General features: G+C 74.1%; 24 protein-coding genes. 13 read left to right on the top strand and 11 right to left on the bottom strand.

Annotation, left to right across the window (positions count from 1 at the left end; genetic code table 11):
- Window positions 1-4 precede the first annotated feature (4 nt).
- Window positions 5-1039, top strand: coding sequence for an NAD(P)-dependent alcohol dehydrogenase (locus ACIG87_RS29800; protein WP_396854948.1), 1035 nt, complete (start codon window positions 5-7; stop codon window positions 1037-1039).
- Between the two features lie 77 nt (window positions 1040-1116).
- Here the strand turns inward: ACIG87_RS29800 and ACIG87_RS29795 are convergent, their stop codons facing one another.
- Complete coding sequence (locus ACIG87_RS29795) at window positions 1117-2286, bottom strand: geranylgeranyl reductase family protein (protein ID WP_396854947.1); 1170 nt, start codon at window positions 2284-2286, stop codon at window positions 1117-1119.
- Window positions 2287-2423: 137 nt separating this feature from the next.
- Between ACIG87_RS29795 and ACIG87_RS29790 the strand changes: the two genes are divergently transcribed.
- Both ACIG87_RS29790 and ACIG87_RS29785 read left to right on the top strand, forming a co-directional pair.
- Window positions 2424-2660, top strand: coding sequence for a hypothetical protein (locus ACIG87_RS29790; protein ID WP_396854946.1), 237 nt, complete (start codon window positions 2424-2426; stop codon window positions 2658-2660).
- Window positions 2661-2700: 40 nt separating this feature from the next.
- The gene (locus ACIG87_RS29785; protein ID WP_396854945.1) at window positions 2701-4140 is read left to right on the top strand and encodes an MFS transporter; all 1440 of its coding nucleotides are present in this window, start codon (window positions 2701-2703) and stop codon (window positions 4138-4140) included.
- Window positions 4141-4352: 212 nt separating this feature from the next.
- Here the strand turns inward: ACIG87_RS29785 and ACIG87_RS29780 are convergent, their stop codons facing one another.
- The 4 genes from ACIG87_RS29780 to ACIG87_RS29765 all read right to left on the bottom strand — a co-directional run bounded on the left by ACIG87_RS29780 (window position 4353) and on the right by ACIG87_RS29765 (window position 8736).
- Entirely contained in the window at window positions 4353-5045 is a 693-nt protein-coding gene (locus ACIG87_RS29780) for a hypothetical protein (protein WP_396854944.1), read from the bottom strand.
- A gap of 418 nt (window positions 5046-5463) precedes the next feature.
- Window positions 5464-6093 carry an MBL fold metallo-hydrolase gene (locus ACIG87_RS29775; RefSeq protein ID WP_396854943.1) on the bottom strand — a complete coding sequence of 210 codons (630 nt, stop codon included), beginning with the start codon at window positions 6091-6093 and terminating at the stop codon, window positions 5464-5466.
- Window positions 6090-7178: an S-(hydroxymethyl)mycothiol dehydrogenase gene (locus tag ACIG87_RS29770; RefSeq protein WP_396854942.1), complete on the bottom strand. Its 1089-nt coding sequence runs from the start codon at window positions 7176-7178 to the stop codon at window positions 6090-6092. Before ACIG87_RS29770 ends, ACIG87_RS29775 begins: the two co-directional genes overlap by 4 nt.
- 67 nt (window positions 7179-7245) lie before the next feature.
- Window positions 7246-8736 carry a nitrate/nitrite transporter gene (locus ACIG87_RS29765; protein WP_396854941.1) on the bottom strand — a complete coding sequence of 497 codons (1491 nt, stop codon included), beginning with the start codon at window positions 8734-8736 and terminating at the stop codon, window positions 7246-7248.
- 182 nt (window positions 8737-8918) lie between these two features.
- On the opposite strand from ACIG87_RS29765, the gene ACIG87_RS29760 reads away from it, so the two are divergent.
- Window positions 8919-10367, top strand: coding sequence for a cryptochrome/photolyase family protein (locus ACIG87_RS29760; protein ID WP_396854940.1), 1449 nt, complete (start codon window positions 8919-8921; stop codon window positions 10365-10367).
- A 61-nt stretch (window positions 10368-10428) separates the two neighbouring features.
- On the opposite strand, the gene ACIG87_RS29755 is transcribed toward ACIG87_RS29760, so the two are convergent.
- From ACIG87_RS29755 to ACIG87_RS29745, 3 genes are read right to left on the bottom strand one after another with little or no spacing between them, the layout of a single operon-like run.
- The gene (locus ACIG87_RS29755; protein ID WP_396854939.1) at window positions 10429-11319 is read right to left on the bottom strand and encodes an SDR family NAD(P)-dependent oxidoreductase; all 891 of its coding nucleotides are present in this window, start codon (window positions 11317-11319) and stop codon (window positions 10429-10431) included.
- Between the two features lie 51 nt (window positions 11320-11370).
- Window positions 11371-12861, bottom strand: coding sequence for a flavin-containing monooxygenase (locus ACIG87_RS29750; RefSeq protein WP_396854938.1), 1491 nt, complete (start codon window positions 12859-12861; stop codon window positions 11371-11373).
- A complete protein-coding gene (locus tag ACIG87_RS29745; RefSeq protein ID WP_396854937.1) occupies window positions 12858-13463 on the bottom strand; it encodes an MBL fold metallo-hydrolase in 606 nt (201 codons plus the stop codon). Before ACIG87_RS29745 ends, ACIG87_RS29750 begins: the two co-directional genes overlap by 4 nt.
- A 138-nt stretch (window positions 13464-13601) precedes the next feature.
- On the opposite strand from ACIG87_RS29745, the gene ACIG87_RS29740 reads away from it, so the two are divergent.
- Both ACIG87_RS29740 and ACIG87_RS29735 read left to right on the top strand, forming a co-directional pair.
- Complete coding sequence (locus ACIG87_RS29740; RefSeq protein ID WP_396854936.1) at window positions 13602-14462, top strand: pentapeptide repeat-containing protein; 861 nt, start codon at window positions 13602-13604, stop codon at window positions 14460-14462.
- Between the two features lie 47 nt (window positions 14463-14509).
- Complete coding sequence (locus ACIG87_RS29735; protein WP_396854935.1) at window positions 14510-14761, top strand: hypothetical protein; 252 nt, start codon at window positions 14510-14512, stop codon at window positions 14759-14761.
- 31 nt (window positions 14762-14792) lie between these two features.
- On the opposite strand, the gene rnhA is transcribed toward ACIG87_RS29735, so the two are convergent.
- Window positions 14793-15269, bottom strand: coding sequence for a ribonuclease HI (gene rnhA / locus ACIG87_RS29730; RefSeq protein ID WP_396854934.1), 477 nt, complete (start codon window positions 15267-15269; stop codon window positions 14793-14795).
- A gap of 133 nt (window positions 15270-15402) precedes the next feature.
- Between rnhA and ACIG87_RS29725 the strand changes: the two genes are divergently transcribed.
- Window positions 15403-16509 carry a serine hydrolase domain-containing protein gene (locus ACIG87_RS29725; RefSeq protein WP_396854933.1) on the top strand — a complete coding sequence of 369 codons (1107 nt, stop codon included), beginning with the start codon at window positions 15403-15405 and terminating at the stop codon, window positions 16507-16509.
- Window positions 16510-16548: 39 nt separating this feature from the next.
- Here the strand turns inward: ACIG87_RS29725 and ACIG87_RS29720 are convergent, their stop codons facing one another.
- Window positions 16549-17736: a lycopene cyclase family protein gene (locus ACIG87_RS29720; RefSeq protein WP_396854932.1), complete on the bottom strand. Its 1188-nt coding sequence runs from the start codon at window positions 17734-17736 to the stop codon at window positions 16549-16551.
- Window positions 17737-17918: 182 nt separating this feature from the next.
- On the opposite strand from ACIG87_RS29720, the gene ACIG87_RS29715 reads away from it, so the two are divergent.
- Both ACIG87_RS29715 and ACIG87_RS29710 read left to right on the top strand, forming a co-directional pair.
- A complete protein-coding gene (locus tag ACIG87_RS29715; protein ID WP_396854931.1) occupies window positions 17919-19016 on the top strand; it encodes a serpin family protein in 1098 nt (365 codons plus the stop codon).
- Between the two features lie 164 nt (window positions 19017-19180).
- A complete protein-coding gene (locus ACIG87_RS29710) occupies window positions 19181-20248 on the top strand; it encodes a Gfo/Idh/MocA family oxidoreductase (RefSeq protein WP_396854930.1) in 1068 nt (355 codons plus the stop codon).
- Window positions 20249-20287: 39 nt separating this feature from the next.
- On the opposite strand, the gene ACIG87_RS29705 is transcribed toward ACIG87_RS29710, so the two are convergent.
- Complete coding sequence (locus ACIG87_RS29705) at window positions 20288-21619, bottom strand: MFS transporter (RefSeq protein ID WP_396854929.1); 1332 nt, start codon at window positions 21617-21619, stop codon at window positions 20288-20290.
- A 9-nt stretch (window positions 21620-21628) separates the two neighbouring features.
- Here ACIG87_RS29705 and ACIG87_RS29700 point away from each other — a divergent pair, with 9 nt between their 5' ends.
- The 4 genes from ACIG87_RS29700 (at window position 21629) to ACIG87_RS29685 (ending at window position 25312) form a co-directional block, all read left to right on the top strand.
- Complete coding sequence (locus ACIG87_RS29700) at window positions 21629-22489, top strand: class I SAM-dependent methyltransferase (RefSeq protein ID WP_396854928.1); 861 nt, start codon at window positions 21629-21631, stop codon at window positions 22487-22489.
- 355 nt (window positions 22490-22844) lie between these two features.
- Entirely contained in the window at window positions 22845-23333 is a 489-nt protein-coding gene (locus tag ACIG87_RS29695) for a hypothetical protein (protein WP_396854927.1), read from the top strand.
- Between the two features lie 118 nt (window positions 23334-23451).
- Window positions 23452-24084 carry a class F sortase gene (locus ACIG87_RS29690; RefSeq protein ID WP_396854926.1) on the top strand — a complete coding sequence of 211 codons (633 nt, stop codon included), beginning with the start codon at window positions 23452-23454 and terminating at the stop codon, window positions 24082-24084.
- A gap of 118 nt (window positions 24085-24202) precedes the next feature.
- Window positions 24203-25312, top strand: coding sequence for a magnesium and cobalt transport protein CorA (locus tag ACIG87_RS29685; RefSeq protein ID WP_396854925.1), 1110 nt, complete (start codon window positions 24203-24205; stop codon window positions 25310-25312).
- Window positions 25313-25315 lie beyond the last annotated feature (3 nt).

Here is a 25315-nt window from a genome sequence, read left to right as displayed (position 1 = left end):
CGACATGCGCGCGGTACGGATGACCGCACCGGGAACCCTCGAGCAGGTCGACGTCCCGACCCCCACCGCCGGGCCGGGTGAGGTGTTGCTCACCGTCGGCGCGGTCGGGGCCTGCCACTCCGACCTGCACATCCTCGACGCCCCGCCGGGGGTGTTCCCCACCCCGATCACCCTCGGCCACGAGATCGCCGGCACCGTGGACACCGTCGGCGACGGGGTCACCGGCTGGTCCCCCGGCGACCGGGCCGCCGTCTACGGGATCATCGGCTGCGGCACCTGCCGGGGCTGCCTGCACGGTCGGGAGAACCAGTGCCGCACCGTCCCGGTAGGCGGCATCGGGCTCAGCCGCGACGGCGGGCTGGCCGAGTCCGTGGTGGTGCCCGCCTCCCGGCTGCTGCACGTCGGTGACCTGGAGCTGACCCAGGCGGCACCGCTGACCGACGCCGGGCTGACCCCGTACCACGCGATCGCGCTGGCCCGGCCGGCCCTGAAGCCCGGGACGTCCTGCGTGGTGATCGGCATCGGCGGGTTGGGCCACATGGCGGTGCAGATCCTCGCCGCCACCACCGCCGTGCAGATCATCGCGGTGGACAGCAACGTCGCCGCCCTGGACCTGGCCACCCGGATGGGCGCGCACCACGTGGTGCCGGCCGGCCCGGACACGGTCGACCGGATCCGGGAGATCGTCGGCCCCGCCCCGGACGGCGCCGACGTGGTCATCGACTGCGTCGGGCTGGATCCCACCCTGACCACCGCCCGCACCGTCGTCGCCACCGGCGGTCGGCTGCTGCTGGTGGGGCTGGGCGGCGGCATCCTGCCGGTGCGGCCGGTCGCCGACGCGCCGCCCACGGTGCCGCTCGAGACCAGCGTCGAGATCCCGTTCTGGGGGACCCGCGCCGAGCTCCAGGAGGTGATCGCCCTCGGCCGGGCCGGACTGCTCACCGCCGACGTGCAGACCTTCCCGCTGGACCGTGCCCCCGAGGCGTACGACCTGCTGCGCCGCGGCGAGATCCACGGCCGCGCGGTGATCGTGCCCTGACCCGCCGTCGCACCGAGGCGGGTCAGGTGCGTTGTGGGCCGCGCGGCCGGGCGGGCCACGAGGGCAGGCGATGCGGGTCAGCGGCCGATGCCACGGGCCTGCGGAACGCGCGGCTGCCCACGTCGGGCGGGCAGCCGGTCCGCCAGGGCCAGGGCGGCCCGCACCGGAGCCCGGTCCAGGGCCCGGTCGAAACTCACCCGGCCCTGGCAGAACCGGACGAACATCGCCCAGCCGGCCGGGGTCGCCACGAAGGCGTGAAACACCTCCGGACGACGCGCGAAGACCTCCAGCAACCGGTGGCCGGCCCGCATCGACGGCACCAGGCGCTCGTGCACCTCCCGGGAGTACCGGTCCAGGTCACCGGCGGCGACCGCCGCACCGGCCAGTGTCCCGGACCGCAGCGCGTAGCTGATCCCCTCCCGGGTCCACGGCTCCAGCAGCCCGGCCGCGTCACCGGCCACCAGCACCCGACCGTGGCGCAGCGGTGAGTCCTCGGCCCGGCAGCGGGTCAGGTGCCCGGAGTCGTGCTCGGCGGCCACCCCGGCCAGGCCCAGCCGGTCGACGAAGTCCCGCAGGTAGGCCCGGGTCCGGTCACCCTCACCCCGGGCGCCGATCACCCCGACGGTGAGGCAGTCCCCCTTGGGGAAGACCCAGCCGTACGAGCCCGGGAACGGCCCCCAGTCCAGCAGCAGCCGACCCCGCCAGCGGGCCGCCTGCGCCGGCGACACCGGCAGTTCCCGCTCCAACCCCAGATCCACCTGACGGAACCGGACGCCCACGTGCCGGGCGGTCACCCCGGCGGAGCCGTCCGCCCCGATCACCGTACGGGCGGTCACCGCGGTGCCGTCGGCCAGCCGTACACGTACCCCGTCGGGGTCCTGGTCGAGGGCGCGGACGGCGACGCCCTCGCGGACCTCGGCCCCGGCGGACACCGCCGCCGCGCGCAGCCGGTCGTCGAACTCGTCCCGGCGCACCATGGTCACCAGCGGCGTGCCGTGCCGGCGGGTGAAGCCCCGTCGGCCGTCCCGGGTGAAGGTCACCCGGTCGACCCGGTCGTGCGCCGGCACCTCGATCCGACCGGCCACCACCGACAGGGAGGTGCCGATCAGGCCCCCTCCGCAGGTCTTGTACCGGGGGTGCACGGCCCGGTCCAGCACCAGCGTCCGCACGCCGGCCGCCGCGGCCTCCCGGGCCGCGCTGAGCCCGGCCGGCCCCGCGCCGACAACGACGAGATCCCAGATGATCATGCCGGCCAGCCTAGGGCACCAGCCCTCGCGTAGGCGCGCACGACCGGCCGTCCGGCAGGCATTGCCGGGCGGCCAGCGGGTAAGCCGCACCACCGGACCGCCCAATCGGCCGGCCGGGTCACCGGGAGGAGGTCACCATGCAGCAGATACATCTGTCGGAGGCCGAGGTACGCGTCTACGAGGCGGTGGCGATGCTGGAGACGCGCGGCCAGGTGCCGTACCCCGACCTGATCGCCAAGGAGGCGGGGCTGGCCGAAGAGGACGTCCACGGGCCGCTGCGCCTGCTCACCGAGAAGGGCCTGCTGCACCGCGAGGACTCGCCGGTGGCCGGGTTGGACTTCGGCCCCCGCTGGTGTGCCCGCCAGCCGGCGTGAACGCCGGTTTGCCCCGCCGGCCCCCGGGTAGCGCTCCGGCATGCCCGATCGCCGGTCCGAGGTGAGCCCGGCGGACGACCGACGCCGCTGGCAGGCCCTCGGAGTCGGCCTCGTCGCGGCGTTCATGACGCTGCTGGACGTCAGCATCGTCAACGTCGCCGTCCCGTCGATGGATCGGGCGTTGCACGCCAGCTCCAACGACCTGCAGTGGGTGCTCTCCGGGTACGCGCTGACCTTCGGGTTGATGCTGGTGCCGGCCGGCCGGTTCGGCGATGCCCGGGGTCGACGCAACGCCTTCGTGGTCGGGGTCGCCCTGTTCACCGTCACCAGCGCGTTGGCCGGGCTCGCCCCGTCCCCCGGCTGGCTGATCGCCGCCCGGCTCCTGCAGGGCGCCGCCGCCGGGGTGGTCAACCCGCAGGTGACCGGACTGATCCAGCAGCTGTTCCGGGGCGCGGAGCGGGGTCGGGCGTTCGGTCTGCTCGGCGCGACCATCGGGATCTCCACCGCCGTCGGCCCGCTGCTGGGTGGTCTGCTCATCCAACTCGGCGGCGAGGCGGACGGCTGGCGGTGGGTGTTCTTCGTGAACGTGCCGGTGGGGGTGGTCGCGGTGCTGTTCGGCTGGCGGCTGCTGCCCACCCGGTCTGCCGGCCGGCTCGACCGGCACCGGCTCGACCCGGTCGGGGTGCTGCTGCTCGGGGTCGGCGTGACGCTCCTGCTGCTGCCCCTGGTGCAGCGGGAGCAGTGGCCCAGCCCGTGGAAGTGGGCGCTGATCCCGGCCGGGCTGGTCGTCCTGGTCGCTTTCGGCGGCTGGGAACGCCGGTACGGGCGCACCCGGACTCCCCTGTTCGACCTGGGGCTGTTCCGGCTGCGATCGTACACCATCGGGGCGGTCATCGCGCTCATCTACTTCGGCGGGTTCACCGCGATCTTCTTCATCTTCACCCTCTACCTCCAGAACGGCCTCGGCTACCGGGCCCTGACCGCCGGCCTGGCGATCACCCCGTTCGCCCTCGGTTCGGCGCTCGCCGCCACCCTCGGCGGCCGACTGGTCAACCGGTTCGGCCGCCCGCTGGTCGCCATCGGGCTGGTCCTGGTGCTGGTCGGCCTCGGCGGGGTGGTCTTCGTCCTGCGGGGCACCCCGCACGGGTCGATCCCACTGCTCACCGCGGTGCCCCTGCTGCTCGCCGGCCTCGGCAGCGGCCTGGTGATCACCCCGAACCAGACGTTGACCCTGTCCGAGGTGCCGGTGCCGCAGGCGGGCAGCGCGGCCGGGATGTTGCAGACCGGGCAGCGGATCGGTTCGGCCGCCGGCATCGCCGCCGTCGGCGCGCTGTTCTTCTCGTCACTGGCCAGCACCGGCGGCCAGTGGGCCGCCGCGTTCCGGCACTCCCTGCTGCTGGCCATCGGCATCGTCACGCTGGCCCTGGTCGCCGCAGCGATCGACATCGCCCTGAACCACCGCGCCGCCCACCGCCGCTGACCCGGGGAGCTTCGCGCACCGACGCCTGGTCATGATCGTCTACAGTCCACCGACCCGACACGCCGGCGCACCACCCGGTCCGGTGTAGACGACCTTCACCCGGTCCGGACGGGGTGCCGCCGACCGCCGTCGAGTTCGTGGGGCCGTCGGTGAACGCAGGCCGACCGGCCGGCTCCACGAGGGGAACCGGCCGGTCGGCCTGCTTCAGGTGGTCACCAGAGTTGCTGGACGATGTCCGCCGCCTGCTGCTCCCACTGCGCGTACGCGTACGGGTAGGCCGAGACCTGCACGGTCTGCGCCGCGGTGGTCAGCGGCAGGTCCTGCCAGCCGTGCACGTTCTTGAGCGCGTCGAAGAACGCCCGGGAGGCGTACCCCGGATCGGTGACCTGCTCCGGCGTGCCCCAACCCGACGACGGACGCTGCTGGAACAGGCCCTGCGAGTCGTGGTCGTTGTACGCGCCCAGGTGACCCAGGTTGTACAGCTTCGACTCCTGGAGCGAGGTGGCCACGCCGATCACGGCGCCGCGCTCCCCCACGCCGGTCCGCTTGGCCTCCTTGATGATCGCCCTGGCGTTGGCGAGCTGCGCGTCGTCCAGCGGAACCCGGGACTGGGCGCCCTCGACGCCGCGCGGAATGAGTTCGTCTCTGCTCGGCTTGTCGGCCGGTACGTCGGCGGTCCTGCTGCCCATGGTCAGACCGGACTCGACCGTGCTGCCCTCCCGGTTCTTGCCGGTGGCCAGGTCGATCGCGGCACGGGCACCCTGGTGGGGTCCGCTGGTGACGGGGGCGGCCACGGCGGCGGGGCCGAACGCCAGGCCGCCGAGGGCGGCGACACCGGCGATACTCAGTGCGGTCCTGCGGTTCTTCGCGATGGCCGGGAGCCATCGAGTGAAGTCCAGCTTCACGATGGTTGCCCTTTCGATCGTGGCGGCCCGCTCCGGGGTGAGCGGGCCTCGGGGAAACTGCCACGCCGGACGGGGTGTGGTGCCGGCGGTACGGGGGACACAACCAGGCTGGCATGTCGGTCATTCCGGAAATGCTGACCGGGGCGTGGGCTGCGGTCCGGGTCACTCGACGGACCGGACATCCGGCCCCGGACCGGGGCGATCCACCGGATCAGGCAGCCGGGTGCTACCGCGTGTGCCAGAGCTACCAGCGGCACCTGCCGGACATGGCGCAGCGCCGCGGCCTGGGCGTGGGTCGGCACGACGGACGCGGGCAGCAGCATCGGAACCCGGGCAGCCCTCGGGCGGCCGGGTTCTCACGGTCGATCCTGGATCCGTACGGGCCGGGCGGGGCGCACCGCCGCCCGGCCCGTACGGATCAGTGGCCGCGGGCCAGCCACTCCTGCAGGTGGGGGGCCTCCGCGCCGATGCTGGTGTCGGCACCGTGCCCGGTGTGCACCACGGTGTCCGCCGGCAGGGTGAGCAGTCGGGTCCGGATCGACTCGACGATCGTCGGGAAGTCGCTGTACGACCGGCCGGTCGCGCCGGGACCACCGGCGAAGAGGGTGTCGCCGGTGAAGACCGCGCCCAGCGCGGGGGCGTGGAAACTACACGCGCCGGGGCTGTGGCCGGGGGTGTGCAGCACCCGCAGGATGGTGTCGCCGACGATGATCTCCTGCCCGTCGGACAACTCGCCGTCGGGGGCCAGGCCGGGGTGGACCAGATCCCACAGCACCCGGTCGTCCGGGTGCAGCAGCACCGGCGCGCCGGTGGCCTTGGCGAGTTCGGGGGCGACCCGGACGTGGTCGTCGTGGGCGTGGGTGGCGAGGATGGCCACCACCCGTCGGTCGCCGACGACCCGGCGGATCGCGGCGACGTCGTGCGGGGCGTCGAGAACCACACACTCGGTGTCGTCGCCGACGACCCAGACGTTGTTGTCGACGTCGAAGGTCTGCCCGTCGAGGGAGAAGGTGCCGGAGGTGACGGCGTGGTCGACCCGGGCGGTCACGGGAACACCACCACCGAGCGCAGCACGTCGCCGTGGTGCATCCGGCGGAACGCCTCCTCGACCTGGTCCAGGGCGATCTCCTCGGTGACGAAGGCGTCCAGGTCGAGACGGCCCTGCAGGTAGAGCTGGGTGAGCAGCGGGAAGTCCCGGCTGGGCAGGCAGTCGCCGTACCAGCTGGACTTCAGCGCGCCGCCCCGGCCGAAGACGTCCAGCAGCGGCAGGTCGACGGTCATCTGCGGGGTGGGCACCCCGACCAGGACCACGGTGCCGGCGAGATCACGGGCGTAGAACGCCTGCTTCCAGGTCTCCGGCCGGCCCACCGCGTCGATCACCACGTCGGCGCCGAACCCGCCGGTGGCGGCCCGGATCGCCTCGACGGCGTCCTCGGCGGAGGCGTCGACGGTGTGGGTGGCGCCGAACTTGCGCGCCCAGTCGAGCTTGCGGCCGTCGGTGTCCACCGCGATGATCGTGGTCGCGCCGGCCAGGACGGCACCGGCGACCGCCGCGTCACCGACACCGCCGCAGCCGATGACGGCGACCGAGTCGCCCCGGGTGACCTGCCCGGTGTTCATCGCCGCGCCGAGACCGGCCATCACGCCGCAGCCGAGCAGCCCGACGGCGGCGGGCCGGGCCGCCGGGTCGACCTTCGTGCACTGGCCGGCGTGGACCAGCGTCTTCTCCGCGAAGGAGCCGATGCCCAGCGCCGGGGTCAGCTCGGTGCCGTCGGTGAGGGTCATCTTCTGAGTAGCGTTGTGGGTGTTGAAGCAGTACCACGGCCGGCCACGCCGGCAGGCCCGGCACTCGCCGCAGACCGCCCGCCAGTTGAGCACCACGAAGTCACCGGGGGCCACCTCGGTGACCCCGTCGCCCACCTGCTCCACCACCCCGGCCGCCTCGTGGCCGAGCAGGAACGGGTAGTCGTCGTTGATGCCGCCCTCGCGGTAGTGCAGGTCGGTGTGGCAGACCCCGCAGGACTGCACCTTCACCACCGCCTCGCCGGGCCCCGGGTCGGGCACCACGATGGTGGTGACCTCGACCGGAGCGCCCTTGCTCCGTGAAATGACGCCCCGGACTTCCTGGCTCACGCTGTGTCCTCCCTGGTTACCGGCACGGTGGCCGGGTGGGCCCCGCTCACCGCCGAACCTACCGCGATCATGCCGCCCAACCCATCGGTCCGCCGGACTCACCGCCCGCCGGCCGGTCACCCCCACCGTCGGGCCGGTCCCCCGGGGGTACGCGCACCGGGTCGCCCGGCTCTGCCACGCGGACGGCGTCGACGCCGGTGACATCGGGCCGATCGACGTGCCGCCGACGGGCGGCGTTACGGTAGCGCAGCACCTGGACCGCGCCGATCGCCCAGAGCAGGTACTGCACGGCGAACGCCCAGCGGAACGCGTCCAGCGGCGGGGCGGTCGCGCCCGCCGGGGTGGTCAGGTCCAGCACCACCCCGATCGCCAGCACCAGCACGATCGAGGCGACGAACCCGCCGACGTTGACGATCCCGGTGGCGCTGCCGATCCGGTGCACCGGGTTGGACGTGCGGGCGTAGTCGAACCCGATCACCGAACCGGGGCCGTTGAGGGCCAACACGAGCACCAGCAGCACCAGCAGCCAGTGCGGGGACCGGCCGGGCCAGGCCAGCACGACCGCCCAGACTCCGGCGCTGGCCCCGGTGACCACGAAGATCACCACCGACCGGTGGAACGGGTGCCGGGCGCACAGGTAGGCGATGACCGGCCCGCCGAGCAGCGTCCCGATGGTCATCAGGGTGAGCAGGGACGCGGCGGCGGTCGGCGGCAGACCCTGCCCCTGCACGAGGAACGGGTAGCCCCACAGCAGCGCGAAGACCGCGCCGGAGAACTGGGCGACGAAGTGCGACCACAGGCCCAGCCGGGTGCCCGGCTGGGCCCACGCGGCGGCCAACTCCCGCCGTACGGTGAGCAGGTCGGGCGTGACGGTGGTGCCCTGCCCGACGTGCGGGCCGTCCCGGACGGCGACCAGCACCAGCAGCACGGCCGTCACCCCGAGCCCGGCGGCGACCAGGAAGGCCGGGGTCCAGCCGGCGTGGTGCAGCAGCGCCACCAGCGGCACCGCGGCGAGGATCGCACCGAGCTGGCCGAAGGTGCCGGTGAGCTGCACCAGCAGCGGGTTGCGCCGGCCCGGGAACCAGAACGCGACGATCCGCAGCACGCTGATGAAGGTCATCGCGTCACCGAGGCCCACCAGCACCCGGGCGGCGACGGCGAGCCGGACGTCGGTGGCGACGGCGAAGCAGAGCTGACCGGTGGCCATCAACGCGCCGCCGGCCAGCAGCAGCCGGCGGGATCCGTACCGGTCGAGGAGCACCCCGACCGGGATCTGCATGGCGGCGTACACGGCGAGCTGGGCCACCGAGAACACCGCCAGGGCGGAGGCGTTGATGCCGAACCGGTGCGTGGCGTCCACCCCGGTCACCCCGAGGGAGCTGCGGTGGAACACCGCCGCCAGGTAGGCGGTGACGGCCACCGCCCAGACCAGACCGGCCCGGCGGCGGACGGGGACGACCGACGCGTCCGGCCCCGGGTCCACCCGGACGCCGCACCCGAGCAGCCGCCGGTGGGTCCGGACGCCCGCCCGCGCCCGCGCACTGCTGCGATGCGTCATACGGCCATGGTGCGTCCCCACGACCCCGGTGGACGGTGGCGGGTGGACCGGGGTGGCCCGTGCCACTGCCGGACGGACCCGACCCGGTGAACCCGCCGCCGGTCGGCCGGCCACCACCGGCGATCACCCGGCCGATCGACCCCGCCACGCGGGGTGATCGGATGACTGGGCACAATCGACCCATGTCTCCCCGCCGGTGGTTGCTCGCCGATCAACTCGGGCCGCACTTCCTGGACGACGACCGCCAACCGGTGCTGCTGGTCGAGGTCACCGAGCTGTTCCGTCGTCGGCGGCTGCACCGACAGAAGGCGCACCTGATCCTCAGCGCCCTGCGGCACCGCGCCGCCGAGCTGGGCGACCGGGCGCTGCTGCTGCGTACCGGAACGTTCCGGGAGGCACTGGCGTCGGTCGACGGCCCGGTCGAGGTCTGCCACCCGACCACCCGGGCGACCCTCGATTTCGTCAGGTCCGTCCCGGAGCTGACGATGTTGCCGCCCCGCGGCTTCGTCACCGACCGGGCCGACTTCGCCGACTGGGCGGACCGGCCCCGGCGGGGGCAGCTGCGGATGGTCGACTTCTACCGGTACGCCAAGCGGCGGCACGGGGTGCTCACCGGCCCGGGGCCGACCGAACGGCCACGGGCCGCCCGCGCCGGACGCACCCTGGACGTGCCGCCCCCGCCGCCGATCGTCGAGGACGACATCGACGCCGAAGTCCGGGCCGACCTGGACCGGTGGGAACGCGACGGGGTGCGGTTCGTCGGCCGGGACGCCCCCCGCTCGCATCCGGCCAGCCACGCCGAGGCCGAGGAGCGGCTGGACCATTTCATCCGGCACCGGCTGCCCGAGTTCGGCCGCTACGGCGACGTGATGAGCGCCGAGGACCCGGTGCTGGCGCACGGGATGCTCTCCGCCTCGTTCAACCTGGGGCTGCTCGACCCGGCGGTGGCGCTGCGCCGGGCGGAGTCGGCATGGCGGGCCGGCGACGCCCCACTGGCCTCGGTGGAGGCGTTCCTGCGGGGCCTCCTCGGCTGGCGTGAGTTCCTCTGGCAGCTGTACTGGTACATCGAGCCGCCCTACCGGGGCGCCGGCTGGCTGGCTGCGACCGAACCGTTGCCGCAGTGGTTCGTCGACCTCGACGCCGACGCGGTGGAGGCCCGCTGCCTCGCCGACGTGCTCGCCGGCGTCCGGGACCGGGCCTGGGTGCACCACGCCCAACGGCTGCTGGTGCTCGGCAACCACGCGTTGCAGCGCGGCTGGCGTCCGGCCGAGCTGGCCGACTGGTTCCACCGCAGCTTCGTCGACGGCGCCGACTGGGTGATGAACGCGACCGTCGTCGGCATGAGCCAGTACGCCGACCTGGCCCGGGTGGACACCCGCCCGTACGCCGTGGACGGACGGTACATCGACGAGATCAGCGACTACTGCACCGGCTGCCGCTACCAGCCGGACCGGGAACTCGGCGATCTCGCCTGCCCGTACACCGGGGGGTTCGCGGCCTTTCTGCACCGCAACCGGGAGAAGCTGGTGGCCGATCCGCGGCTGGCCGCGGAGCTGGCGGCCCGGGACGACCCGGACCGCCGGGAGGCGGTGCTGGCGCAGGAGGAGAAGCGGGGCAGCAGCCCGCCCTGACCGAAGGGTGTCGGGGGCAGACCGCGCCCCCGACACCAGGGCGCGGGGCCGGCGGGGGTGTTCATCCGATCTCCCCGGCGGGCACCTCCGCCGGGATGGGGCGGCCGGCACGCCGGGCCGGACCACCGGCGACCCGGATGCCGGCGGCGAGCAGCCGTCCGTACGAGCCGGGCGCGACCCGGGCCAGCAGGTCGGGCAGCTTCGCCGACCAGCCGATCAACACCCGACCGCGTCGACGTTCGACCCCGCGCAGGATCACCTCGGCGGCCCGCTCGGGCGGGATGGACAGCAGCTTCTCGAACTGCCGCAGCGCTGACTCGAACTCCGCGGGGGACACCCCGCTGCCGACCCGGGCGTTGCGGGCGATCCGGGTGGCGATGCCGCCGGGGTGCACCGAGGTCACCCCGATGCCGTCGTCGGCCAACTCGTGCCGCAGCGCCTCGGTGAAGCCCCGGACGGCGAACTTGCTGGCCGCGTAGGCGGTCTGCCCGGCCGGGGCGATCAGGCCGAACAGGCTGGAGACGTTGACCAGGTGCGCGCCGGGCTCGGCCCGCAACGCCGGCAGCAGGGCATGGGTGAGCTGCACCGGCGCCCGGAAGTTGACGTCGACGACCCAGTGGAACTCGTCCATGGTGACCTGGTCGAACCGACCACCGAGGGCCACCCCGGCGTTGTTGATCAGCAGCCGGATCCGGGGATGCCGGGCCCGGATCTCCTCGGCCACCCGCGCGGTGGTGCACAGGTCGGCCAGGTCGACCAGATGGGTGTCGACCCGACGGCCGGGATGGGCGGCGCGGACCGCGGCGGCCACCGCGTCGAGCCGGTCGCCGTCGCGGTCGAGCACGACCAGGTTGCTGCCGCGCCGGGCCAACGCGTGGGCGAGCGCCTCGCCGATTCCGCTGGCGGCACCGGTGACCACGGCGGTCCCGGCCGTGAAGTCGAAGCTACGCACGCGGCCTCCTTGCTGCGTGAGAGGGACAGGGGAAGAAGGTGGTGGACGGGCTCAACCGGTCGGGGGGTCGGCGGTCGCCCGGGTGAAACGCACCCCCTCGTCGACGAGTCGCCCGTGTTTCATCAGCACGACGTCGCGGACGTAGTTCTGGTAGAGCCGCCAGGGTGCTCGGGCACCCTGTCTGGGCAGCGTGTCCACACTGCGCAGCACGTACCCGGAGCGCAGGTCGATGAGCGGCGTCAGCGCACCGTCGGTCGGTGCGACCGGGGTGACGATCTGCTGGCCGGTGGCGTCCAGGTGACGCAGCAGCCGGCAGACGTAGGTGGCGACCAGGTCGGCCTTCAACGTCCAGGAGGCGTTGGTGTAGCCGATGGTCAGCGCGAAGTTCGGCACCCCGGAGAGCATCATCGCCTTGTACGCCACCGTCCGGCCGAGATCGACGTCGACACCGTCCACGGTGAGGGTCATCCCGCCGAGGGCGAGCAGTTGCAGCCCGGTGGCGGTGACCACGACGTCGGCGGGCAGTTCGACGCCCGAGCCGAGCCGGATGCCGCCGGGGGTGAACGTGTCGACGGTGTCGGTGACCACCGAGGCGCGGCCGGATGCCAGGGCCGCGAACAGGTCGCCGTCGGGTGCCACGCAGAGCCGCTGGTCCCAGGGGTCGTAGCGGGGCGAGAAGTGCCGGTCCACGTCGTAGCCGGCCGGCAGGCGTCCCTTCGCCGCCCGGCGCAGGAACCACCGCACCAGCCTCGGCGCCCGCCGGCTGAGTTGGTAGTTGGCAGCGCCCAGCAGCACGTTCTTCCCGCGCACCACCGGGTACGCCACCCGGGCAGGAAGCCGACGGCACAGCGCGTCGGCCAGCCGGTCCCGGGCCGGCAGCGCGATCACGTACGTGGGTGAGCGCTGGAGCATGGTGACGTGCCGGGCCCGCCGCGCCAACGCCGGCACCAGGGTCACCGCGGTGGCGCCGCTGCCGATCACCACCACCCGCAGTCCGGTGTGGTCGAGGTCCTCGGGCCAGTGCTGCGGGTGCACCAGCCGGCCCGCGTACCGCTCGACACCGGGGAACTCGGGGGTGTACCCGGCGTCGTACCGGTAGTAGCCGGTGCAGGTGAAGAGGAAGTCGCAGGTCAGAGTCACGTCCTCGGCGGTGTCGCCGCGTCGGGCGTGGACCGTCCAACGGGCGGCGGTGCTGTCCCACTCGGCACGCAGCACCCGGTGGTGGAAGCGGATGTGCTCCTCGACGCCGTACTGTCGGGCGGTGTCGCGGACATAGCGGCGGATGGCGTCACCGTCGGCGATGGCCTTCGGGTCGGTCCACGGTCGGAAGGAGTAGCCGAGGGTGAACATGTCCGAGTCGGAGCGGATGCCCGGATAGCGGAACAGGTCCCAGGTGCCGCCGATCACGTCGCGCGCCTCGAACACCCGGTACGTCTTGTCGGGGCAGTTGCGCCGCAGGTGGCAGGCGGCACCGACACCGGACAGCCCGGCACCGACGATGAGCACGTCGACGTGCTCGGTGGCCGTCCGGGCGCGGCTCATGCCGTGGCACCGGGCGGCAGGTACCGGTAGCCGTCGCCGAGGGTCTCGGTGAACCAGCCGTTGACGCTGGCCAACCCACGGTCGTTGAGCTGCGCGTCGTGGATCGGATGGGTATGTGCCGCGCCGACCGTCCGGGCGAACCCGATCGCCTCGGAGAGTTTGAGCCAGGACGCCTGCGCGGGCACCAGCAGCGTCTGCACCGGCCGGCCGGGCAGGTGCAGGCTGTCACCCGGGTGATAGACCGCGTCGTCGACGAGATAGCCGAGGTTGACGCAGTCCGGTTGCCCGTCGTGGATGGTGGCGTGCCGGCCCCCGACCGCCCGGACGGTGAACCCGGCCACGGTGAACTGCTGCCCGGCCCTCACCCGGGTCACCGGCAGCGACACCGGGCCGGGTAGCCGCGCACCCTCCGGGGCGAAGACCGGGACACCCGCCCCGGCCAGCCGTAACACGTCGACGTGGTCGGTGTGCTCGTGGGTGACCAGCACCCCGTCGGCGCCGGCCAACGCCCCGGGCTCGCTCCAGGTGCCCGGATCGACGACCAGCACCCGGCCGTCCTGTTCGAGCCGGACGCAGGCGTGGGTGTACCTGGTGATCCGCACCCGTGGCAACCTACGCCGACCGACGCCACCGCGCTGCCCCGGCACGCCCAGCCTGCCCGTGCGGAACAATGGGCGAGGTGGCCCGCCCGCCACCCCACCACCCACCATGACCGTCGAGACAGGGAGACACCGGGCAGCATGTCGGAAACCACCGGGCTGCGCGCCGACTGCGCCCGCTGCGTCGGGTTGTGCTGCGTCGCCCCGGCCTTCGCCGCTTCCGCCGACTTCGCCCAGCACAAACCCGCCGGTCGACCCTGCCCGCACCTGCGCACCGACTCCCGCTGCGGCATCCACGACGAACTGCGGGAACGCGGCTACCCCGGCTGCGTCGTGTTCGACTGCTTCGGTGCCGGCCAGCGGGTCAGCCAGGTCACCTACCCGGGGCGGGACTGGCGTGACGACCCGGCCACGGCCGCCGGCATGTTCGCCTCGTTCACCGTCCTACGGCCCCTGCACGAACTGCTCTGGTACCTCACCGAGGCCCTGACGCTCACCCCGCCCGGCCCGCTGCACGACGAGCTACGCGCCGCCCGGGACGCCACCGACACCCTGGCCGCCGGCACCCCCGAGGAGCTGGCCTCGGTCGACGTGGACACCCACCGGGGCCGGGTGAACCCGCTGCTCTCGGCCGCCAGCGACGCCGCCCGCGCCGGCACCGGGCGAGCCGACCGGCGGGGCGCGATGCTGCTCGGCGTCGACCTGCGCGCAGCGGACCTGGTCGGGGCGAACCTGCGCGGCGCGTGCCTGGTCGGGGCCGACCTGCGCGGTGCCGACCTGCGTCGGGCCGACGTCACGGGCGCCGACCTGCGCGGAGCGGACCTGCGCCGGGCGAACCTGTCGAGCACCCTCTTCCTGCACCAGTCCCAGCTCGACGCGGCGCGCGGCGACCGGCACACCACCCTCCCCCCGACGCTGCGGCACCCCGGGCACTGGACCGGACTGACCCTCACCCCGGTCCGGCCACCACCACCCGCGCGCCGGGAACGCGGCCGTTGCTGACCACGACGGCGGGTTTGCCCGCCGCCGTGGCGGGCAGGTAGGTCAGCATGACGGATGAACGACGCACCGACCGGGCCGACACCGACGAGCCGGACGGCGTGCCGGCGTACGAGGCGTCACTGCGCCCGCCGGGCGAGTCGCTGGGCGGCGGCGGGGACACCGGCGACGACTTCGCCGACCTGCCGGCCGAGGAGCACCTGTCGGCGCGGGCGACCAGCCGCGCCGGTTACGACGTGGACGCCGTCTCCGGCGCGGGCGACCCCGCCGAGGAGGAAGCGGCCCACCCACCCACCGAGTAGTCCGACCCGCGACCCACCACCCGCGGCGCGCTCAGCGAGATGCGCCCACCCCGGACCGCGCTTCGGTCATCCCCCGGTTGGCCAACGCGTCGGCGCGCTCGTTCTCCGGGTGGCCGTTGTGCCCCTTCACCCAGTGCCAGCTCACCTCGTGCCGGGCGCAGGCCGCCTCCAACCGCTGCCACAGGTCGGCGTTCTTCACCGGCTGCCGGGCGGCGGTACGCCAGCCGTTGCGCTTCCACGACGCCAGCCAACTGGTGATGCCGTTACGGACGTACGTGCTGTCGGTGTGCAGCCGCACGGTGGCCGGCCGGGTCAGCATCTCCAACGCCTCGATCGCGGCGGTCAGCTCCATCCGGTTGTTGGTGGTCGGGGTGGCCTCGCCACCACACGCCTCCCGCTCGTGCCCGCCGTAACGCAGCAGCACACCCCAACCACCCGGGCCGGGGTTGCCGCTGCACGCCCCGTCGGTCCAGATCTCCACGACCCTGCCGGCCGTCGCGTCCACCATGGCGCCGAACCTACCGGTGCCGGCGGTCGCCGGAGGCGCGGCACCCCGCTCCCGGCGCCACCGCCCCACGACCGTCAGCCGCAGCGGAAAACCGGCGGCGGGACGGAGACCGGTTCTGGCAGAGTCGACGACCATGACCGACGACAGGGCCGGCCTGAGCGCCGAGGTACGCAGGACCATCGACGCGCTGGTCGACTCGGGCCGGGAAGCAGGCGTGCAGGTGGCCGCCTACCGGCACGGTCGGCTGATCGTCGACGAGACCGCCGGGACCGCCGACATCGCCACCGGACGGCCGCTGACCGCCGACACCCCGATCTTCGGCGTCTCCACCGGCAAGGGCCTGACCAGCACCGTGGTGCACGTACTCGCCGAACAGGGCCGGCTCGACTACGACCTGCGCATCGCCGACGTATGGCCGGAGTTCGCCCGGCACGGCAAGGACGCCGTCACGCTGCGACACGTGCTCACCCACACCGCCGGGGTGCCGGCCCTGCCCGCCAACACCACCTCGGCCGACTTCACCGACTGGGACCGGATGTGCGCGCTGGTCGCCGACACGGTGCCCCGATGGGCACCCGGCGAACAGATCGCCTACCACGCGTGGACGTACGGCTGGCTGGTCGGCGAGGTGGTCCGCCGGGTCACCGGACGGCGGATCTCCGCCGTGCTGGCCGAGGACGTGGTCGCGCCGCTGGGCGTGCCCGGGGAACTGTTCTTCGGCGTACCCGAGGCGGACCTGCACCGGCTGGCGACGCTGGAGGACAACGGCCTGGCCGACCTGATGGAGTTCGCCTCCACCCACCTGCCGCACTTCGACGCCGTCGCCCCACCGGCCGTGCGGCCCGACGCCACCATCGGCAGCCGCCCGGACGTGCTCCGCGCCGACGTGCCCGCCGTGGGCACCCTCACCGCCCGCGCCGCCGCCCGGCTGTACGCCGCCCTCATCGGCGAGGTCGACGGGGTACGACTGATCTCCGCCGCCCGGCTGCGCCAGGTCAGCACGGCGGCCGTCCGGGGCGTCGAGTGGGTGTTCGGCCAGCAGATGGCGTTCGGTCTCGGCTACGCGGTCGACGACGACGGTTCGTTCGGCACCGCCGGCAGCGGTGGCAGCCTCGCCTACGCGTACCCGGAACTGGGCCTGACGGTGGCGGCGACCCGCAACCGGCTCGGCGCGAACGACGGCGACCCGATGGAAGGTCTCCGGGTCCTGATCCGCGACACGGTCCGCGCCGCAGGCTGACCCGATCGGCGCCCACCGTGCCGGCCCGGCACCCACCCGTCAGGACCGGGACAACCGGGCACGCAGCCGGCCGGCGGCGTCGCCGAGCACCGCCGAGGTCATCGGCAGCAGCGGACTCGACCGCATCACCGCCAGATCCTCCACCGGGCCGGTCGCCCCGTCGAGGAACCGCAGCACCCGCGCCGCCGGGTTCCGGTCGAAGAGCCGGTCGAAGAACTCCGGACCACCGACCGCGCCGGAGTCCAACGCCCGCAACGCCACCGCGTCCATCCACCGGTGCCGCCCCGGGTACGCCGGCCGGGGCACCGGGGGCCGACCGGCCGCGAGGGCGGCGGCCACCTGTTCGGCCTGCCGGTGCATGGCGGAGAAGGTGAACCCGGTCGACGGGCGGGTCGCCCCACCGGCGGTGCCGAGGCGCACCACCCGGGGCGACGGTCGGCCGTCGAACGGCGCGTCGGTCATCGGGATCACCCCGTCCTCCACCTCCCGCACCCGCAGCGCGGCCAGGTCCAGCCCGAGCAGCCCGGCGTAACCGCGCAACCCGGCGTCGTAGCCCGCGTCGGAGATCAACGACGGGGAGAACTCGGTGTACTCGACCAACGCGTACCGATCGTTGACCGGCAACACGTAGCCGAACGAGACACCACGGGCCGGCTGCGGGGTACGGAAGTCCATCAGCACCGCCCGGCCCGGGTCGAACACCGGCGTCGACGACTCCAACCACCAACCCCGGAAGTGCTGCAACCAGGCCGTCCGGCCGGGCCGGCGGGGCGGACGGGGACGCGAGTCGAGCACCCAGCCGGCCCGCAGCAACGCCCGCCCGTCGGTGTCCCGCACCGTCACCGTCGTGCCGTCGTCGTCGAGCGCCCCCACCGCCGCGTCGAACCGGGTCGCGCCGAGCCGCAGTTCCGCCTCGGCGGCCCGCTCGTACACCGGCCCGGAGCGCAGCATCGCGTACCGCAACGGGGCCAGGTCCAGCACCCGGACGGCGGCCGGCGTGGTCACCTCCACCCGCGACCAACTGGCACTGAGCATCGCCTCCAGGTCACCACCGGGGGTGCCCCAGAACGCCCAGGTGCGGTCCTGGCCGCGCTTGCGCACCGGGTCCACCACGGCGATCCGCAGACCCGGCAGCTCGTGCCGGGCCAGCGCGGCGAGGACCAGCGAGCCGGCCCCACCACCACCGACGACGGCCAGGTCGACGTCGACCGGTACGCGCACGCTCACCCGATCACGCTGTCACACCACCGGCGGCCGGCGGAACGGACCCCACCCCACCTGCCGAGGCGGCGACGCGGTGGCACCCGGCCCGGCCCGCACCGGGACACCCGGCTGCGCCCACCCCGGTCCGCACCGGTCCGGCCCGCACCTGAACGCCGGCCGGGGCGACCCGGGTACCGTGCCGCCCCATGAGCCCGTACGCCAACGCCCTCACCGCCCGCTGGGCGTCCCGACTGGACGACCGGCAGACCGTCCTGTCCGGCGCCGGGGTGTACCCGCTGCTCGCCCTGCTCGCCCGGTACGCGACCGGCCCCGCTCGCGACGAGCTGCGCGCCGTCGCCCCCGCCCCGGACAACCCGATCGACTCCCCCACCACCCGACTGGCGGCGGGCCTCTGGTCCCGCGCCGGCCTGCCCCTGGGGCACCGCTGGCGTACCGAGCTGGACGCCTCGACCCGGGGCGAGCTGACCGGCGACCCGACCGTCGACCAGCCGGTGCTCGACCGGTGGGCACACCAGCGCACCGACGGCCTGATCACCCGGATGCCGGTCCAGGTCGGGCCGGGCACCGCGCTGGTGCTGGCCAACGCGCTGACCGTGCTCGTCGACTGGGCCTCCCCGTTCCAGCCGGCCCGGTGCCAGCCGACGACCGGGCCGTGGCAGGGTCGCCCGCTGGCCGGCCTGCACCGACCCGGCGGCGACCCGGCCGCGCTGAGAGTCGCCGACACCGCCGCCGGCCCGATCAGCCTGCTGACCGTCACCGGGGACGCCGACGTCGACGTGCTGCTCGTCCTCGGCCCCACCGGACAGCCGCCCGCCCGGGTGCTACCGGCCGCGCTCGGCGCGCTCGACGACACCCCGACGCTGCCCCCGCAGGCCGGGCCGGGTGTCACCGAGGAGACCGTCGAGGCGTACGACGACCGGCCGGAGCTGCTGGTGCGTACCGTCGGTTTCACCGTGACCGGCGACCACGACCTGCTCGACCACGCCGACCTGTTCGGCCTGGCCACCGCCCGTCACGACGGCGACCACTTCCCCGACATCAGCCCGCAGTTGTCGATCTCCGACGCCCGGCAGAGCACCCGGGCCGAGTTCGCCGCGACCGGCTTTCGCGCCGCGGCCGTCACCACCGTCTCCATGCGGGCCGGTGCCGCGTCACCCCGCGCCACCGTCCGCCGACGGCGGGTGCGCTTCGACGTCGACCGGCCGTTCGGCTTCCTCGCCGTGCACCGCCCCACCGGCCTGGTGCTGGTCACCGGCTGGGTGAACGACCCCGCACCGGCCTGACGCGGGCCGCTGACCGCCCGGCCCGGTCCTGAGACAAGCGGGTGCGGGCCAGCGGGTCACCGGCCCGGTCGACGTCCGGGACCGGGCCGGTGACCCGCGCCCCGCCGGCCGGCGCGTAGGTTCGGTGGGACGGGCGACCGGCACCGGCGATCGGGGGGCACACCATGACGGACACGACACGCCCACTGCGGGTCGGGCTGCTCGGCTACGGCATCGCCGGCCGGGTGTTCCACGCCCCGCTGATCGCCGCCACCCCCGGATTGCGGCTGGCCGCCGTCGTCACCGCCAACCCGCAGCGCCGGGAACAGGTGGCCGACGAGCACCCCGACGCCCGGGTCGTCGACGACGCCGAGTCGCTGTGGGCCGACCCGGACGCCCTCGACCTGGTCGTGGTGGCCACCCCGAACAGCTCCCACGTGCCGACGGCCCGGCAGGCCGTCGCGGCCGGCCTGCCGGTGGTGGTGGACAAGCCGCTCGCCGCCACCGCCGCCGACGCCCGTACGCTGGTCGACGAGGCGACCCGCCGGGGCGTCCCGCTGACGGTGTTCCAGAACCGCCGGTGGGACGGCGACTTCCGCACCGCCCGACGGCTCGTGGAGGGTGGTGCGCTGGGCCGGGTCACCCGCTTCGAGTCCCGCTTCGAACGCTGGCGGCCGGAGATCAAGGCCGGCTGGCGAGAAGGCGGCACCCCCGCCGAGGCCGGCGGCGTCCTCTACGACCTCGGCGCCCACCTCGTCGACCAGGCCGTACAGCTGTTCGGACCGGTCGGCACCGTCTACGCCGAGGTGGACCGGCGGCGACCGGGCGCGCAGGTCGACGACGACGCGTTCGTGGCGCTCACCCACGTCGGCGGAGTCCGCTCCCACCTGTGGATGAGCGCGGTGACCGCCCAGCTCGGCCCCCGGCTGCGCGTCCTCGGTGACCGGGCCGGGTACACCTGCCACGGCCTCGACGGGCAGGAGGAGGCGCTACGCCTCGGCGGCCGGCCGGACGCGCCGGGCTGGGGCGAGGTCACCCCCGACCGGTACGGCCTGCTCGGCGCGGGCGACGACCTCCGCCCGGAGCCCACCGACCCGGGCCGCTACCAGGACTTCTACGCCCAGGTCGAAGCGGCGCTGCGGAACGGCGGGCCGCTGCCGGTGGACCCCCGCGACGCGGTGCACACGGTCGAGCTGATCGAGCTGGCGCACCGCTCGGCCGCCGAGCGGACGGTGTTGACCGTCTCCTCCTGACCGGGGACGCCGGTCCCGAGGTCTCCGGTGCCGGTCCGCTCAGCTCGTGCCGGCGCCCGTCGGGGCGGGCTGCCGGGCCGCCGACCCGGCGTAGGCGGCGGCGACAGTGGGCCGGTCGAACACCCGCCAGGTCGCGACGGAGACGGCCAGGGCCACCACGAACCCGGCCCAGTAGGGCGCGGTCAACCCGAACGTCCCGGCCACCGCCCCACCGAGCAGCGCACCCGCGCAGTTGCCGCCGGCCGCGATGAACAGTGCCGTCGCGCCGACCCGGCCGTGCAGCTCCGACGGGGTCAGCCGCTGCCGCAACGAATGGAACACGATCCCCCACAGTGCCCCGTGCACGCCGAACGCGAACAGCGCGAACCCGACCAGCCAGGAGCTGGTCGAAGCGGCCAGCACCAGGTGCAGCCCCGCCTCGACCAGCAGCCCGACCCGCACCGTCCAGGTCGGGCTGACCCAGGCGATGAGCCGGTCACCGACCACCGCGCCGAGCAGCCCGCCGATCGCCATGCTGGTGAACAGCAGGCCGTAGCCGACCGAGTCCAACCCGAGCCGCTCGGTCGCGAGCAGCACCAGCACCGCCATCGCGGCGGTCAGGGTGAGGTTGAGCAGGCCGATCAGGACGGCCATGGTGCGCAGCAACCGCTGGCCGAGCAGGAACCGGAACCCCGCCGCGATCTCCGCGCGCATCGACCGGGCCGCCGCCCGACCGGTGTCCCCGCCACCCCGGTACGACCCGGCGATCAGCGCGACGAGCACCGCGCTGATCGCGTACGTGCCGGCGTTGGCCAGGAACGGGATGCTCTCGGCGAGCACGAACAGGAACCCGCCGAGCGGGCCGGCCAGCATCCGGTTGGTGAGCGTGGCGCCGCCGCTGAGCCAGCCGTTGGCCCGTTCCAGCCGGGACGTCGGCACCATCGCCGGGAGCATCGCCTGGCTGGCCGCCCGGAACACGATCTCGCCGGTGTTCGCCACGAACAGCACCGCGTACAGCAGTGGTACGCCGGCCTGCCCGGCCAGCATCGCCGTGCCCAACGTCACCAGGGCGACCACCCGCACCGAGTCGATCACCACCATCAACCGCCGCCGGTCCAGCCGGTCGGCCAGCACCCCACCGGGCAGGGCGAAGAGCAGCCAGGGCAGCCACGCCACCCCGGACGCGGCGGCGATCACCAGCGGATCGTCGCTGCGGGAGGCCACGTACAACGGGGCCGCCACGGTGGCCATGCCACTACCCAGCGCCGACAGCGTGCTCGCCGCCCAGAGCTTGCCGAACCGGGCGTCCCACCGCTCCCCCGCCACGGACAGGCAACCTACCAGCCCGGCCGGACGCGAATTGCCGTTGAGCCGGAAACCGACATCTGTCACGGTCAGCCGGTGACCGACAACGACGACAAGGGGCCCGCTCGGCCCGCCACCGACTACCGCACCCTCAACCGGGCCAGCTGGGACGACCGGGCCGCCGCCCACGCCGCCTCGCCCGAGTACGCGGTGGCGCGCTTCGCCGCCGACCCGGCCTACCTCAGCGAGGTGGTCCGCTTCGACCTGCCCCGCCTCGGTGACGTGACCGGACTGCGCGGCGTGCACCTGCAGTGCCACATCGGCACCGACACCGTCTCGCTGCACCGGCTCGGCGCGCGAATGACCGGACTGGACTTCTCCGGCTTCTCCCTCGCCCAGGCCCGGTCGCTGTCCGCCCGTACCGGCGCGGCCGTCGACTTCGTCCAGGCCGACGTCTACGACGCGCCCGACGTCCTCGACGTGGGCGGCTTCGACCTGGTGTACACCGGCATCGGCGCGCTGTGCTGGCTACCGGACATCCGCCGCTGGGCGGAGGTGGTCGCCACCCTGCTGCGCCCCGGGGGGCGGCTCTTCCTACGTGAGGGGCACCCGATGCTGCGGGCCGTCGACGAGACCCGTCCGGACGGCCTGCTGGTGGTGGAGTACCCGTACTTCGAGCGGACCGAGCCGATGGTCTGGGAGGAGGGCGGCACCTACGTGAGCACCGACGCGACCTTCACGAACAACACCGTGCACGAGTGGAACCACGGCCTCGGCGAGGTGGTCACCGCCCTGCTCGACGCCGGGCTGGAGCTGACCATGCTGTGCGAGCACGACAGCGCCCCCTGGGACTCGCTGCCCGGACGGCAGGCCAGGGACGACCACGGCGAGTGGCGGCTGACCGAACGTCCGTGGCGACTCCCCCAGACCTACACCCTCCAGGCCCGTCGCCGCTGACCCCACCCGCCCCACCGCAGGCCGCCCAGATCGCCGGGCCTCTCCTGATTCCACGCCGCAGGCCGGTGTCGTCGGTGTCTCGATGCCGGGGCGTCGGCTCCGCGGCGCGGCACACACCCGCTAAGCATCCTAGGAGGCTGGGTAGTAGGGAACGGGCGGATGTCCGCTCTTGTGCCGGCATTTCCACCGCTCTGCGGCGCGGGGGAAAACACGTGACGGCAACGAAGATTTCTCATTTACACCGGTACGGGTGCCCAACCCTCCTAGTGTTGGGCACACCGGTGCTAGTTACGGAGTTGGCCACCCGAACGACGTCCCCACGCAGACAGCGGACGAAAAGTGAGGGAAGACGCGTATGAAGGCACAAAAGGTTCTCGTATCGACGGCGCTCGGCGTGGGACTCGGCACGCTCCTGCTCCCGACCGCCGCGCTCGCGGACACCACGGTATCGCCGGCCTCCACCCCGGTCGGCGGGACGGTGGTGCTCACCGCGACGACCTGCAACCCGAAGTCGGGTGACGTGATCTTCCGGGTCACCGGCCCGGACCGGGACCAGAACGTCCGCTCCACCACCGCCGCCGCGGGCGGCGGACTGAGCGCCGAACTCTTCACCGCCGGCTTCACCCTGGGCACCTACACGGTCGCCGCGACCTGCGGTGACGGCAGCACTGCGGGCAGCGCCACCTTCGCCGTCACGCCGATCGGTGCGGCACCCGCCGGTGGTGGCGGCGGCACGGGCAACACCGGCCTGCTGGCCGCTGGCGGCGCGCTCGCCGGAGCAGCCGCGCTCGGCACCACCGTGCTGCTGCGCCGTCGACGCCGGACGGCGACCACCGTCGCCTGAGCGGACGGCGACCACCGTCGCCTGACGACGAGACACACCATCCCTGGGAACGGGTGCCCGCACCGGTCCGCACCGGCGCGGGCACCCCGACCACATCGGACGTCGGGGAGGACGGGCGATGGGTGTACGCGAGTGGGCCGCCCGGACCCGCGCGGCCGTCGCGGCGGTCACGGTCAGTGGCACCGCCGGGATCGCCCTGATCGCCGCCGGACTGACCATCGGACCGGCCGGACCACCCCAACCGAGCATCGACGTCAGCGGCGGCAACAGCAGCCGCTCCCCCGTACCGGCGCTGCCCCGCTCCACCCCGGTACGCATCGACATTCCGGCCATCGGCGTGCACGCCGAACTGGTGCCGGTGGCCGGTGATCCGAACGGCACCCTGGAGGTGCCCCCGTTGGACCGCCCCACCGTCGCCGGCTGGTACCGCCCCGGGGCCAGCCCCGGCGAGGCGGGCAACGCCGTCGTCGTCGGGCACGTCGACACCCGGGACGGGCCGGCGGTCTTCTTCGACCTCGGGCGGCTGCGCCCCGGCGACACCGTCCGGGTCACCCGCGCCGACGGGCGGGCGGTGACCTTCGCGGTCGACGGTGTCGGGACGTACCCGAAGCGGCACTTCCCCACCGCGCTGGTCTACGGTCCGGGCGGACCGGGACCGGCGCTGCGCCTGGTGACCTGCGGAGGGCGGTTCGACGAACGGGCCCGCGACTACTCCGACAACATCGTCGTGCGGGCCACCGCCCTCGGCTGACCGGCACGCGCCCAGCCGCCTCGGCCGGAATCCGCGCGACCCTACCGCCCTCGATCGGCAGTCGCACCGACGTACTACGGTGGGCCGTCGAACGGGCGCGGCGAGGCGGAGGTACAGGGTGGAGCGGCGAGGGCTGACGGCGCTGCTCGGACCCCGGCTCGGCACCCTGGTCGGGCGGCTGCGGCAACGGACCGACGACACCCCCGCCGGCACCGCCCGGCGCGTCAACCCGGACGCCGTGGTCGACTGCGCGGTCTACGTCAACGGCCGCCGGGAAGCCGGCCAGCCGCACTACGCCGACGCGTACGCCCGGGTCCGACGGGGCCGCAACGCCTTCGTCTGGTTGGGCCTGCACGACCCGGGCGGGGCGGTGCTGGCCGCCGTCGGGCAGGTCTTCGGCCTCGACGAGCTGACCGTCGCGCAGGCGCTCGCCGACGGGCACCGGCCCACCGTGCAGCGGCACGGCCCGGTGACCCTGCTGGTGCTGCGCACCGCCGCGTACGTCGCGCAGGGTGAGCTGACCGCCACCTCCGAGGTGGTGGACACCGGTGACGTGATGGTGCTGCTCGGCGACCGGTTCGTGGTCACCGTCCGGCATGGCGCCTCCGGCGCCCTCGCGCCGGTCCGCCAGGAGATCCAGGACCGTCCGTCACTGCTCGCCGAGGGTCCGTGGGCGGTGGCGTACGCGGTGACCGCCCGGATGGTCGACCTCTACCTGGAGGTCGCGGCACACCTCGAACGGGACCTGGAACGGGTCGAGGAGAGCGTCTTCGCCCCCGACCGCAACGCCGACATCCAGCAGATCTACCAGCTCAAACGGGAGCTGGTGGAGTTCAAGCGGGCCGTGCTGCCGCTGCAGGAGCCGCTGCGCGCGCTGGTCGCCGGGCCCGACGGCGGCCCTCCACCGGGGCTGCGCCGCTGGTACGTCGACGTGGAGGGCCGGCTGACCCGGGCCGTCGACCGGATCACCTCCTACGACGAACTGCTCAACTCGATCCTCCAGTCCCGACTGACCCAGCTCGCGGTCGACCAGAACAACGACATGCGCAAGATCGCGGCGTGGGCGGCGATCGCCGCCACCCAGACCGCGGTGGCCGGCGTCTACGGGATGAACTTCGCCCACATGCCCGAGCTGTCCTGGCGGTACGGCTACCCGGCCGCGCTGGCGCTGATGGCGACCGCCGCGTTCACCCTGCACCGGCTGTTCCGCCGCTCCGGCTGGCTCTGACCG

It is taken from the genome of Micromonospora sp. NPDC051925 (genome assembly GCF_044548625.1).
GTDB lineage: Bacteria > Actinomycetota > Actinomycetes > Mycobacteriales > Micromonosporaceae > Micromonospora.
The sequence above is the reverse complement of the archived record's forward strand: the minus strand, read 5'-3'. Positions and strand labels throughout refer to the sequence as shown.